Here is a 12962-nt window from a genome sequence, read left to right on the forward strand (position 1 = left end):
CGAAACGCCGTCGTACCAGCCGTGTTCCGTACCGCCAGCCTCCTACCAGGCACCCTTCACCGGTCTGGACCAATGACCGTGAAATCCGGGTCAACTCGTTATTTCCGCAGGCCACACGGGGTTCACGGGCCGTTGACGCGTGCCGACCAGCGCTGATAGACACGCACATCGACCCGGCCGCGGTCACCGGATCAGCAGGGCAACAGCCCATCTCCGTGCGAGTGATGACGTGAGGTCAGCGAGCCATGGACACAGACGACCAGTTCGGTGCGGGACGCTCCGCTGTCAGGCCGGTACGGAATCTGCGGGTTCGTCGTGGCCGGGCGCGCCCACGCGGCGGAGCCGCACATGTCACAGCCCCGCGCCCCTATCGGGGCGCTGTTCTGCGGCTCTTCGCTGTCGCCGCAGCTGCCGCCCTCACCCTCACCGTCGGTCAGATGACCCCGCTCGGCCCGGCTCCCCAGCAGGCCGAAGCGAAGGACGGCAAGCAGGTCCTCACGGTGGCCGTGGCACAGAGTGTCGACTCGCTCAGTCCGTTCCTGGCGTCGCGGCTGGTCAGTACGAGCATCCACCGGCTCACGTACGAGTACCTGACCAACTACGACCCGAAGGACAACCACGCGATCCCGGGTCTCGCCACCAAGTGGGAGCCCTCGGCCGACAAGCTCACCTGGACCTACACGATCCGCGACAACTCGAAGTGGTCGGACGGGAAGCAGGCCACCGCCGAGGACGCGGCGTGGACGTTCAACACGATGATGACCGACGAGGGCGCGGCCACCGCGAACGGCAGTTTCGTCGCGAACTTCAAGAAGGTCACCGCCCCGAGCCCGACGAAACTGGTCGTCGAGCTGAAGAAGCCGCAGGCCACGATGGCCGCGCTGGACGTGCCGATCGTCCCGAAGCACGTCTGGGAGAAGGTCGACGACTTCTCCAAGTTCAACAACGACAAGAAGTTCCCGATCGTCGGCAACGGCCCCTTCGTCCTGACGGCCTACAAGGCCGACAGCTACGTACGGCTGAAGCCCAACAAGTCGTTCTGGCGCGGGGCTCCGAAGTTCGACGAGCTGGTCTTCAAGTACTACAAGGACGGGGACGCGGCGGTCGCAGCGCTGCAGAAGGGCGAGGTGTCGTTCGTCTCCGGGCTGACGCCCGCGCAGGCAGCGGCGCTGAAGACCCAGCAGGACGTCACCGTCAACGACGCGCCGGGGCGCCGGTTCTACGCGCTCGCCACCAACCCGGGCGCCCAGGCCAAGGACGGCAAGAAGTTCGGCGACGGGCACGAGTCGCTGAAGAACCAGAAGGTCCGGCAGGCGCTGTTCGCGGCCGTGGACCGCAAGACCGTCATCGACAAGGTCTTCCAGGGCCACGCGGTGGAGGGCGAGGGCTACATCCCGCCGCGCTTCTCGTCGTACTTCTGGAAACCGGCGGGCGCCCAGCAGATCTCGTACGACCCTGCCGAGGCCGCGCGGCTGCTCGACGAGGCGGGCTACAAGAAGAACGGTGACGGCAAGCGCGTCGGCAAGAACGGCAAGCCGATCACCTACCGCGTCCTGTGCCATGCCACGGACCCGCAGGACAAGGCGGTCGGGAAGTATCTGCAGGAGTGGTGGGGCAAGCTCGGCATCGGCGTCTCGCTCGACTGCCTCGACAACGTGACCGACCCCTGGCTCGCGGGCGAGTACGACCTCGCCTTCGACGGCTGGTCCGTCAACCCCGACCCCGACTTCGTCCTGTCCATCCACACCTGTGCGGCGCTCCCGGCGACGCCGAAGGACATCGGCGCGACCGACAACTTCATCTGCGACAAGAAGTACGACGAGCTGTACGACCAGCAGCTCGCCGAGTACGACGCCACCAAGAGGGCGGAAATCGTCAAGCGGATGGAGTCGCGGCTGTACGACACCGGGTACATGAACGTCATGGCGTACCCGAACGCGGTCGAGGCCTATCGCACGGACCAGATCGCGTCGATCACGAAGATGCCCGAAGCCGCGGGCAACATCTACGGCCAGGACGGCTACTGGAGCTGGTGGTCGGCGGCTCCGGCCGCCGCCAGCGAGTCCTCCGACGACTCCAGCCAGACAGGCGTCATCATCGGCATCGTCGGGGGCGTCGTGATCCTCGCGGGTCTCGGGGCGTTCTTCGCGCTGCGCCGCCGCGCGACCGCCGAGGACCGCGAATAGTCCCCCGGACTCCTGGTCCCCCGGCCCCGACGAGGCAGGACAGCACGGCAGGACAACCGGGAGTGGCCCAACAGTGAAGGCCGTTCATGACCGCTGAAGCGACACCCTCGCTGGTGGGGAAGACCGGTGGTCCGGCCGAGGCCGGTCCGTCGGCGGCCCGCGGACCACGGGTACGCGGCACCGCGTATCCGCGGTACGTGGCCGGCAAGCTGGGCGGCGCGGCCGTCTCCCTGCTCGCCGTCCTCGTCACCAGCTTCTTCCTCTTCCGGCTGATCCCCGGCGACCCGGTGAAGTTCATGACGGGCGGGCGCCAGGTGTCGGCCGAGCAACTGGCCTCCTACCGAAGGGAGTTCGGGCTCGATCTGCCGTTGTGGCAGCAGTTCACGGACTACTGCGGCAAGGCGCTCACCGGTGATCTCGGCACCTCGTACCAGTTCCGGGCGCCGGTCATGGACAAGATCAGCGAGGCCCTGCCGAACACCCTGCTGCTCACGGGAACGTCGTTCGTCCTCTACACGGCGATCGGCGTCGTCCTCGGCACCCGGGCCGCGTGGCGCAACGGCGGCCTCGGCGACCGTCTGAACACCGGCCTCGCGCTGACCCTCTACTCGATCCCGTCGTTCTGGCTGGGCCTGCTGCTGATCATCGTCTTCTCGGTCGGGGTCGGACCGATCCCTGGCCTCTTCCCGACGGGCGGCATGGAGTCCGGCGGCGAGGAGGGCTTCGGTTACGTCCTCGACGTCGCCCACCATCTGGTCCTTCCCGTGGTGACGCTGGTCGCGGTCGAGTACGGGCAGACGCTGCTGGTCACGCGCTCGGCGCTGCTCGACGAGATGGGCAGCGACTATCTGACGACCGCGCGGGCCAAGGGCCTGCGGGACGATCTCGTCCGCCGCCGCCACGCGGTGCCGAACGCGCTGCTGCCGACCATGACGCTGGTCTTCATCAACCTCGGGCGGACCGTCGCCGGTGTGATCCTCGTCGAGACGGTCTTCTCCTGGCCCGGTCTCGGCGGGCTCTTCTACCAGGCGCTGAGCGTGCCCGATCTGCCGCTGGTGCAGGGGCTGTTCTTCGTCTTCGCCGCCGCGGTGATCGTGATGAACACGCTCGCCGACCTGATCTATCCGCTGCTCGATCCGAGGGTGGGCCGATGACGACGACGGACCCCGACGAGCCGATGCCGGCCCCGGACGAACCGGTGACGGCCCGGCACGAGCCGCCGACGGCCTCGCCGGCCCCCGCGAAGGCCGGTCCCCGCGCCCTCGCCCGGCAGCGTCGGCGCGCCTCCGCCGTCCGCTTCTGGCAGCGGTACCGCACCCACCGCTCCGGTCTCTTCGGGCTGGCCGCGCTCGCGCTCTTCGCCCTGGTCGCGCTCACCGCGCCGCTGACCGTCGGCTCCGACGTGCAGAGTGTGACGGGCGCGCCGGGGCGGCCCATGGAGAGCCCGAGCCTCGAATTCCCGCTGGGCACCGACCAGTTCGGGCGCAGCCTGCTCGGCCTGGTGGTGTGGGGCTCGCGGGTGTCCCTGCTCGTGGGCCTGCTCGCGGCCGTCCTCTCCGTCGCGATCGGCGCGCTCATCGGCATCACCGCCGGTCACTTCCGCGGCTGGTTCGCGACGGTGATGATGCGGATCACGGACTGGTTCCTGGTCATGCCGACGCTGGTGCTCGCGATCGCGCTCGCGACCGTGATGTCCCGCTCGCTCGGCACGATCATCCTGGCGATCGGTGTCACGACCTGGCCGACGACGGCCCGGCTGGTGCGTGCGCAGACCCTCGCCGTCGAGTCGCGGCCGTACATCGAACGCGCGAAGGCCCTGGGCGGCGGCCACTGGCACGTCATGTCCCGCCACGTACTGCCCAATGTCATGCCGCTGGTGCTCGCGCAGACGACCCTGATCATCTCCGCCGCGATCCTCGCCGAGGCGACGCTCGCCTTCCTCGGTCTCGGCGATCCGACGGTCGTCTCGTGGGGCGGTCTGCTCCAGGACGCGCGCGAGGCGGGCGCGGTGAGCGCCGGGAAGTGGTGGTACCTCGTGCCGCCGGGCATCGCGATCGCCGTCGTGGCCCTCGCGTTCACGCTGTGCGGGCGTGCCGTGGAATCCGTCCTCAATCCCAGGCTGGGGGTGGCCCGTTGACCACACCGACCGCGCAACACCTGCTGGACGTACGGAACCTGGAGGTGACGTACGCCGGAGGGGTGGCCGCCGTGCGCGGGGTGAACCTCACCGTGGACGCCGGGCAGAAGGTCGGCATCGCGGGCGAGTCCGGCTGCGGCAAGTCCACGCTGGCGCTCGCGCTGCTGCGGCTGCTGCCCGCCGGGGCCCGGGTGAGTGGGGAGATCCTCCTCGACGGCGAGGACGTACTGACCATGAAGTGGGGGCGGGTACGGGCGGTCCGCTGGGCCGGCGCCTCGATCGTCTTCCAGGGCGCGATGCACTCGCTCAACGCCGTGCACCGCGTCGGGGACCAGATCGCCGAGCCGATCCTGCTGCACCGGAAGGCCACCGCGGCGGGCGCCCGGAAGCGGACCGGCGAGCTGCTGGAGCAGGTGGGCCTTCCGGCGGCACGGGCGTCCGCGTACCCGCACGAGCTGTCCGGCGGCCAGCGCCAGCGCGTGATGATCGCGATGGCGCTGGCCTGCGATCCCCGGCTGGTCGTCGCCGACGAACCGACGACCGCGCTCGACGTGATGATCCAGGCGCAGATCCTGCGCCTCATCCAGCAGCTCGTCTCCGAGCAGGAGCTGGGCCTCGTCATGATCAGCCACGACCTCGCGGTCCTGTCGGACACCTGCGACCGGCTCGCGGTGATGTACGCGGGCCGGGTGGTCGAGGAGGGGCCCGCCCGCCAGGTGTACGAGGACGCCCGGCATCCGTACGGGCAGGCTCTCTCGGCCGCCTTTCCGCGGATCGGGGACGCCGGGTCGCGGTTCGCGCCGCGCGGGCTGCCCGGGGACCCGCCCGATCCGGTCGCGCTGCCGTCCGGCTGCGCGTTCCACCCCCGGTGCGCGGTCGCCCTGGACTCGTGCGCCTCGCAGGACCAGCTCCTGCGCCCGGCCGCCCCGGACCGCCGGGCGGCATGCGTGCACGTGGACACGGCGGATGCGACGGGTTCCGCCGGCCTCACGGGGTCGGCCGTGGCGCACGACGCGAGGAGTACCTCATGACGACGACGCCCCGACCGGTCCCCGCCGCGACCCCGGCCCCCTCCGCCCCTCTCCTGAGCGCCGAGGGCCTTCAGGTCAGCTTTCCCGCGCGGCGCGGCGATTCCGCGCGGGCCCGTGCCGTCGACGGAGTGGATCTCGACATCCGGCCCGGTGAGATCGTCGCGCTCGTCGGGGAGTCGGGCTGCGGCAAGACGACGCTGGCGCGCTCGCTCCTCGGGCTCGTCCCGCCGACAGCGGGCCGGGTCACCTTCGCGGGCAGGCCGCTCGACTACTCCTCGCGGGCCCTCAAGGCGTACCGCAAACGGGTCCAGCTGGTCCTCCAGGACCCGAGCGGCTCGCTCAACCCCCGCCACACGGTGTACGACGCGGTGGCGGAGGGGCTGCGCATCCACGCGTACGCGGGCGACGAGCGCGAGGCGGTCTCGACGGCCCTCGCGCGGGCCGGACTTCGGCCGCCCGAGCGGTTCTTCCTGCGCTACCCCCACGAGTTGTCCGGCGGTCAGCGCCAGCGGGTCGTCATCGCGGGCGCGCTCGTCCTGGAGCCCGAACTCATCGTCGCGGACGAGCCGGTGGCGTCCCTCGACGCATCGGTACGCGGCGAGATCCTGGCCCTGCTGCTGCGCCTGCGCGCCGAACTCGGCCTGTCCGCCCTGGTGGTGACCCACGACCTCGGACTCGCGTGGAACATCGCGGACCGGGTCGCGGTGATGTACCTGGGCCGGATCATCGAGACGGGGGCGGTGGAGGATGTCCTGAGTGCCCCTCAGCACCCGTACACCCAGGCCCTGTTGTCCGTCCTGCCCGAGGCCCCCAGCGCCCCGATCGTCCTGACCGGCGAACCCCCGGACCCGTCCCGCATCCCCAAGGGCTGTCGCTTCCACGCCCGCTGCCACATCCTGGCGACGGGCGAAGCGGAGCAAGCGGGCGTGGCAACCGCCTGCCGCACGGCAGATCTACCGATACTGAACGGCAGCGGCGCTTCCCAGGTGGCCTGCCACTGGGCCGCGGTCCTTTAGGGGCGCGGGGAACGGCGCGACCAGCCACGACGGACGGTCGGCCGGACAACCGACCGATCAAACCCCGTCGTACTCCGCGACAAGCTCCCGAGACCGCTTCACGTCGTCAGAGATCGCTTCCAGCAACCCCTCGATGGAATCGAACTTCGCCATCCCCCGCACGAACGCCAAGAAGTCGACGGCGACATGCAACCCGTACAGATCGAGCCCCACACGATCGATGGCGTACGCCTCAACCGTCCGCTCGGTCCCGTCGAACTGCGGATTCGTCCCGACGGAGATCGCCGCCGGCATCGCCTCGCCCTGCGCGTGCAGCCACCCCGCGTACACCCCGTCCGCGGGGATCGCGGTGTGCGGGAGCGTCTCCACGTTGGCGGTGGGGAAGCCCAGTTCACGGCCGCGCTGGGCGCCCCGGACGACGACGCCCTCGACACGGTGCGGCCGGCCGAGGATCTCGCGCGCCCCCTCGACCTCGCCCTCGGCGACCAGCCGCCGGGTCAGGGTCGACGAGAACGGCTCCCCGCCCCCCGCCTCACCGGTCACGTACAGGTCCACCACGTCGACCTCGAAGTCGTACGTCTTGCCCTGCTCGGCGAGGAAGGCGACGTTGCCGGCGGCCTTGTGACCGAAACGGAAGTTGGGGCCCTCGACGACGGCTTTGGCGTGCAGCTTGTCGACGAGGACCTTCACCACGAACTCGGCGGGCGACAGCTTCGAGAACTCGGTCGTGAAGGGCAGGATGAGCAGCGCGTCCACACCCAGTTCGGCCATCAGCTCGGCCCGGCGGTGGTGCGGCGCGAGCAGGGGCGGATGGCTGCCGGGACGGACGACCTCGCTCGGATGCGGGTCGAACGTGACCACGACGGACGGAACGCCCAGTTCACGCGCCCGCTCGACGGCATGGCTGATGATCAGCTGGTGTCCGCGGTGGACTCCGTCGTACGAGCCGATGGTGACGATGCTGCGCCCCCAGTCCTGGGGGATGTCCTCCAAGCCACGCCAGCGCTGCACTGTGACCGCTCCTCGTCGAACCTGTGTCCGTGTCTGCCTCATACGCAGCTCTAAGGGTGCCATGCCGCGCCCTGTGGACCCGCATCGGCATGGGCCCTGTGACCGGTGGCACGTGACAGCGGCGGTGGCGGGGCGGACAGCGGGGGGTCACACCGGCACCCGTACCCCCGCGAGGTTCTCGATCATGCGGCCCGTACTCGGTCCGACCACGGTGGACCACTCCTCGGGCGCGACGGCCAGCCAGCGGCACACGAGCACGGCGAAGCCGGGGACCCGGCGGCCGAGATCGACGAGGGCGCGGTCGAAGAGGGTGGCGCCGGCCGGGGTGCGTACGAGCAGCACGCCCACGGTGTGGACGAGCGCGCGGGTGTGTTCCCCGTCGCCCGGGGCCGCTCCCTGCACGCCGGCCCGTACCAGCGCGTCCAGCACCACCGGATCGTGTTCGCGCGTCAGCAGGAGGTCCAGGAACTCGCGCCGCAGCGGGCGGGACGCGGGCGTGCCGGGCGCCGCGAACACCTCGGCGAGCGCGGCCCGCAACTGCGGCCTGCCCCCGTCGAGCAGCCCGGCGACGAGGGGATACAGGACCGCGCCGGCGTCGGGGCCCCGCTCCAGCCGCCGGTCGACGTGCGCCGCCACCTGCGCGGCCGTCTCCGGACGCCGTTCCGCGACCTCGCGTACGAGGGCGGCGACACGGCGGGCGAGCGCCGGTGTGGTGACCTCGGCGAGCGTACGCAGGTCCGTGCCGTCGTCCGGTTCGCGCAGGCGGTCGTGGAACGCGGCGAGCACCGGGGCGGGGTGCGTGGTCAGCGCGGCGGCCAGCACGCTCGCGGGCAGCCGCGGGTCGCGGGCCCGGAAGCGGGCGAGGGCCTGCGGCAGATGGCGGGCCCTGGTGTGCGGATCACCGATCAGCAGGGCCAGGGCGTCGCCGTGCAGCGTGCAGTCGCCGGGGCGGGCCAGCAGCGCGAGCGCGGTCCGGCGCAGCAGCTCCCGGTCGGCCTCGGTGCGTACGTGCGCGGCGGTCCGCAGCGCGTAGGCCGCCGCCGCGGCCCGCCGGGCCGGGCGGACGTCGTGCACCCAGCGGTCGACCGCCCGGCAGAGCGCGGACGGCTCCTCCTCGGCGAGCACGTCCAGCAGTTCGTCCGCGCACGCGTGCCCGCTGTCGACCAGGGCCTCGGTCAGGGCGTCCGGGGCGCGATGCCGGTGGGTGTGCAGCAGGACCTGTGCGGCGGTCGCCACGGTGGCGTCGGGGGTCGCGGGGAGCGGGCGGTCGTCGTCGAACCAGTGGGTGAGGTACGGCTGCACCCCGGCCGGGTCGGCGACGAGGAGGTCGGACACGGCGTCCAGGTAGCGCGGTTCGGTGGCGGGCGGCGCCCCGTCCGCGACGACGAGCCGCCGCAGCAGATCGAAGCGGTGCGCCCGCGGCAGGGGCAGCCCGCGCCAGAACCCGGGCCCGAACTCCTCGGGCACGGCCCGCCCTTCGGCCCGCCACCTGACCACGTGCTCGGCGAGGTGCCGCAGCACTCCGAGATACGGGGTCGCGTCGGGCACCCGGAGCAGTACGCCTCGGAGCAGCCGGGTCGCCCACCAGAGGTCGACGGCCGCATCGGCGTCCGCATCACCGTCCGCGTGGTCGAGTGCGTCGTCGAGCACGTCGTCGAGGGTGCGGAGCAGTTCGCGCAGGCGGAGGGTGAGGTGATCGTCTCCTTGTTGACGCGGCACGAGAAGGAGGGCCTGGAGCACGGGCGCGAGGCGGTGGCGCGGGATGCCGAAGGTCTCGCTCCCGCCCAGTTCGTACTCGGGGCCGCTCGGATCACCCACGGACCCGCTCGGGCCGCGCTCGGAGCCGCGGCGGGGCGCCAGGGCTCCGAACACCGCGTCCAGGTCGAGGTGCATGCCCTGGATCCAGTCGGCGAACTCCTCGTGCGCGAAGCGGTAGCCGTCCCCGGCCGGTACGAGCAGGCCCTCGGTGAGCACGGCGGAGGCCCAGCCGGTGCAGCCGCCGAGCCGCCGGTCGGGCACGGGACCCCACGGGAACAGGGTCTCGAACGCCGCCCGGTCCAGTTCCCCCTCCCCCGGGCCCAGACAACGCCGTGCCGCCACGTGCACCTGCCCGGAGACGCGGGCCGCGAGGCGCCGCACCGCCGTCCCGCGCAGCCCGTTGGCCGCCGCGAGCCGCACGGCCACGCGCAGACACATCAGATCGAGGTACGCGGCGAAGACCTCGTCCCGCTTCGCCTTCCCGGGCGGGGCTCCGGCCAGCGCGGCCCGCACCTCGGACAGCAGCCGCAGGGTCAGCGGATGCCGTGCGTCGGCCCCGTCCAGGGCCCCCTCCGGAATCCCGTACCGTTCGCGGGCCTCGCGGGCCTCGTCCTCCTCCAGGTCCCCGAGCCGTACGCAGGCGGGCAGTTCCGCGGACGCCTCGCCGCCGCTCCATCGGGGCCCGTACAGCAGCTCGGGCGGGAACCAGGCCCCCGCCCACTCCCAGTACTCGTCCCGGCAGGCCACCACGAGCCGCACTCCGTGTTCCCGCAGCCAGCCGGCGGTGGCGGCGGCCCACTCCGGCAGCCGGTGGGCGAGGCCGGGCGGCATCTCCTCGGGGCTGTCGAGAAGGAGCAGCAGGGGCCGTCCGGCGTCCCCGGCGAGGCGGGCCAGCCGCTCGGGCCGGATGTCTCCGAGTCCGCCCCGCCCGCGTCCGGGCCCGTCCCCCGTGTCCCCGTCCGTGGGCTCCGGCCGGGAGCCGAGGGGCGAGGTCACGATCCGTCCCGCGCGCTCCAGTGTCCGCCGGGCCGCGTCGGCCACCGACGTGTCGGTGTCCCGCAGATCGGCTCCGCGCAGCCACAGGGTCGGGGCCGGTTCCGCGCCCTGGTTGCGCCGGGCGGCCAGGCCCGCCAGCTCCGTCGTACGCCCGCTGCCCGGAGCACCGACCAGCGCGAGAACACCGGACGAGCCGTACCCGTGGTGGGGGTCGTACGAGCCGTGGGGCGGCTGCCAGGGGCCTTCGGTGAACGCGGTGAACTCCCGTACCACCGCGGCCCGTTCGACGGACGGGCCCCCGCCGGAGCCCGCCGGGGACTCGACGGTGGCCGTCAGTTCCAGGACGCCCGCCAGATTGAGGTCGTCCCCGTGGGCGGGGACCGTCGCGGCGTTGCGGGCCAGCAGTTCGGCGAGCGGGCCGGCGGCGGGCGTGCCGCCCGTGGACAGCGGTACGGCGAAGCCGCCGACCCGTCGGTCGGAGTGGAGTGCCGTGCCCAGGACGGCGACCACCGCACCGGTGGCCGCGTCGACCACCGGTCCGCCTGCCGCCCCGCCGCCGAGCCGCAGCGCGTCACTGCCGGCCGTACCGATCGCCAGTTCCAGCGCCGGATCGAGGAGATGGAAGCGGTCGGTCGCCGTGTAGGTCACGGCCGACGAGCCCAGTACGCGGGCCTCCCGCCAGCCACCCGCGGCGATCCGGACGTACGTGCCGGTCTCCACGCGGTCCCGGACGGTGATCGGGAGGGGGGCGAGGCCGCCCAGTCCGTCGCAGTGGACGAGGGCGAGGCCGAGGGCCGGGAGAGCGGTGACCGCGTCGGCCGGGACCAGACAGGTGCGGTCTCCGGCGGGCGCGTACAGGACGAGACGGGAGAGGCCGTCCACCGCCTCGTGACTGGTGACGACCGTGCCGTGGTGGTCCGCGACGAAGCCGGTACCGCGCGGCCGTCCGGCCAGATCCCGGATCCGCACCAGGGACCGGTCCGCCGCCGCACCGGAGCGGACAGCGGGCTGCCCGGTCCTGTCGGGCACTGAGCGGGCGACGCCCCGGTGGATTCCGCCATCCGCCTCAGCCGTCACCGAGGTCTCCCGGGTCATGCTCGAACCTCCCCGCCGCGCGCGCCGTACCGTGCTTTCGACGCTTCGATTTTCGACGGTAGGCGCGCGATGATCGGCCGCGACAGATCCCGAGCCGAACAAGCCCCCTTCCGCTCCCCCGCTTCACTCCGAGCGCCTGGCCGGACGGGTGAATGGAAGGGGGTGGATGGATACACCCTTGGGTGGGGGGAACCGAGGGGGGACAGTGGAGCGGCGCCCACAGGACACCCCGTGAACGCCGCTCCACGACGAAGAAGAGAAAAGAAGGAACACGAACGACGCGAAGACCGCGACGGGCCGGAAGAACCTGAAGAGCGGACCGGTCAGACGAAGACCGCGAGGCTCTTGGCCTTGCCCTTCTGCTCCTCCACCAGCGCCAGGAACCGTCCCTCGGGATCGAACACCCCGACGGCCCCGGCCCCGGTGTACTCCTCGGGCATCTCCAGCCGCACACCGTTCGTCAGCAGCTGCGCGCGCTTGGTGTCCACGTCCCAGCGGGGGAACGCGGTCGCGGCGGCCTCCGCCACCGGGATCACGGTCAGCTCCTCCTGGAGCTGGTCGAGCGTCCGCGCGGTGTCGAGCTTGTACGGGCCCACCCGCGTGCGCCGCAGCGCCGTCAGATGACCGCCGACACCCAGGTCCGCGCCCAGGTCACGGGCGAGCGCACGGATGTACGTACCGGACGAGCACACCACCGAGACGACCAGGTCCAGGACGGGTGTGCCGTCCTCGGCCACGGCGCCGCGGACGTCGTACACGGCGAAGGACGAGATCCGCACCGGGCGGGCCGGGATCTCGAAGTCCTCGCCCTCGCGCGCCCGCTTGTACGAGCGCACGCCGTTGATCTTGATGGCGCTGACCTTGGACGGCACCTGCATGATGTCGCCGCTGAGCTTGGCGATCCCGGCGTCGATGGCCTCTCGGGTCACCCCGGAGGCGTCGGCCGACGAGGTGAGGTCGCCCTCGGCGTCGTCGGTCAGGGTGTTCTGCCCGAGCCGGATGGTGCCGAGGTACTCCTTCTCGGTCAGCGCGAGGTGCCCGAGGAGCTTGGTCGCCTTCTCGACCCCGAGGACGAGCACGCCCGTCGCCATGGGGTCGAGGGTGCCGGCGTGACCGACGCGGCGGGTCTTGGCGATCCCGCGCATCTTGGCGACCACGTCGTGCGAAGTGAAGCCCGACGGCTTGTCGACGATGACAAGGCCGTCGGGCGTCTGCTGCTTCTGCGTCATTTGGCGGCGTCGCCGCCCGTCTCGTCGCCGTCGGACTCGTCGTCGTCCTCTTCCGGCTTCTTGTACGGGTCGGCGTCACCGGCGAAGGTGGCGCCGGCCGAGACCTCGCGCACCTGGGCGTCCTTGGCCCGCGCCTTGTCGAGGAGGTCCTCGATGGTCTTCGCGGTGTCCGGCAGGGCGTCCGCGACGAAGGTCAGCGTGGGGGTGAACTTCACGCCAGCCGCCTGGCCGACCGCCGAGCGGAGCACGCCCTTGGCGCTCTCCAGGCCCGCGGCGGCTTCCGCGCGCTGCTCGTCGTCCCCGTACACCGTGTAGAAGACGGTCGCCTCACGGAGGTCCCCGGTGACCCGGGTGTCCGTGATGGTCACATGCGAACCGAGCCGCGGGTCCTTGATCCCACGCTGCAGCTTCTTGGCAACCACCTCTCGGATGAGGTCCGCCAGCCTCTTCGCCCGCGCGTTGTCGGCCACTGGTCCGTCTCCCTCTTATCTGCTGATCCGTGT

9 protein-coding genes are annotated in these 12962 nt (G+C 72.0%); 5 read left to right on the top strand and 4 right to left on the bottom strand.

The window, feature by feature from the left end; genetic code table 11:
• The first annotated feature begins 437 nt into the window (after window positions 1-437).
• The 5 genes from ACZ60E_RS27640 to ACZ60E_RS27660 all read left to right on the top strand — a co-directional run bounded on the left by ACZ60E_RS27640 (window position 438) and on the right by ACZ60E_RS27660 (window position 6370).
• On the top strand, window positions 438-2186 hold the full coding sequence (locus tag ACZ60E_RS27640; protein ID WP_469443949.1) for an ABC transporter substrate-binding protein: 1749 nt from the start codon (window positions 438-440) through the stop codon (window positions 2184-2186).
• A gap of 86 nt (window positions 2187-2272) precedes the next feature.
• Window positions 2273-3340: an ABC transporter permease gene (locus ACZ60E_RS27645; protein ID WP_384814907.1), complete on the top strand. Its 1068-nt coding sequence runs from the start codon at window positions 2273-2275 to the stop codon at window positions 3338-3340.
• 23 nt (window positions 3341-3363) lie between these two features.
• Entirely contained in the window at window positions 3364-4323 is a 960-nt protein-coding gene (locus tag ACZ60E_RS27650; RefSeq protein ID WP_469444259.1) for an ABC transporter permease, read from the top strand.
• Window positions 4320-5354: an ABC transporter ATP-binding protein gene (locus ACZ60E_RS27655; protein WP_469443951.1), complete on the top strand. Its 1035-nt coding sequence runs from the start codon at window positions 4320-4322 to the stop codon at window positions 5352-5354. The genes ACZ60E_RS27650 and ACZ60E_RS27655 overlap by 4 nt, the downstream gene beginning before the upstream one ends.
• A complete protein-coding gene (locus ACZ60E_RS27660; RefSeq protein ID WP_469443953.1) occupies window positions 5351-6370 on the top strand; it encodes an oligopeptide/dipeptide ABC transporter ATP-binding protein in 1020 nt (339 codons plus the stop codon). The genes ACZ60E_RS27655 and ACZ60E_RS27660 overlap by 4 nt, the downstream gene beginning before the upstream one ends.
• Window positions 6371-6427: 57 nt before the next feature.
• Here the strand turns inward: ACZ60E_RS27660 and ACZ60E_RS27665 are convergent, their stop codons facing one another.
• The 4 genes from ACZ60E_RS27665 to rbfA form a co-directional block, all read right to left on the bottom strand.
• Window positions 6428-7381, bottom strand: coding sequence for a bifunctional riboflavin kinase/FAD synthetase (locus tag ACZ60E_RS27665; protein ID WP_384814914.1), 954 nt, complete (start codon window positions 7379-7381; stop codon window positions 6428-6430).
• Window positions 7382-7528: 147 nt separating this feature from the next.
• On the bottom strand, window positions 7529-11230 hold the full coding sequence (locus ACZ60E_RS27670; protein WP_469443955.1) for a trypsin-like peptidase domain-containing protein: 3702 nt from the start codon (window positions 11228-11230) through the stop codon (window positions 7529-7531).
• A gap of 323 nt (window positions 11231-11553) precedes the next feature.
• A complete protein-coding gene (gene truB / locus ACZ60E_RS27675) occupies window positions 11554-12459 on the bottom strand; it encodes a tRNA pseudouridine(55) synthase TruB (protein WP_469443957.1) in 906 nt (301 codons plus the stop codon).
• Window positions 12456-12929: a 30S ribosome-binding factor RbfA gene (rbfA, locus tag ACZ60E_RS27680; protein ID WP_469443958.1), complete on the bottom strand. Its 474-nt coding sequence runs from the start codon at window positions 12927-12929 to the stop codon at window positions 12456-12458. The genes truB and rbfA overlap by 4 nt, the downstream gene beginning before the upstream one ends.
• Between the last annotated feature and the right edge of the window lie 33 nt (window positions 12930-12962).

Source organism: Streptomyces sp. NPDC102514, assembly GCF_055584525.1.

Bases quoted from the DNA above. Each gene is read 5' to 3' on its own strand.
- truB (WP_469443957.1), bottom strand. From the start codon at position 12,459: ATGACGCAGAAGCAGCAGACGCCCGACGGCCTTGTCATCGTCGACAAG.
- ACZ60E_RS27640 (WP_469443949.1), top strand. From the start codon at position 438: ATGACCCCGCTCGGCCCGGCTCCCCAGCAGGCCGAAGCGAAGGACGGC.
- ACZ60E_RS27670 (WP_469443955.1), bottom strand. From the start codon at position 11,230: ATGACCCGGGAGACCTCGGTGACGGCTGAGGCGGATGGCGGAATCCAC.
- ACZ60E_RS27650 (WP_469444259.1), top strand. From the start codon at position 3,364: ATGCCGGCCCCGGACGAACCGGTGACGGCCCGGCACGAGCCGCCGACG.
- ACZ60E_RS27660 (WP_469443953.1), top strand. From the start codon at position 5,351: ATGACGACGACGCCCCGACCGGTCCCCGCCGCGACCCCGGCCCCCTCC.
- ACZ60E_RS27645 (WP_384814907.1), top strand. From the start codon at position 2,273: ATGACCGCTGAAGCGACACCCTCGCTGGTGGGGAAGACCGGTGGTCCG.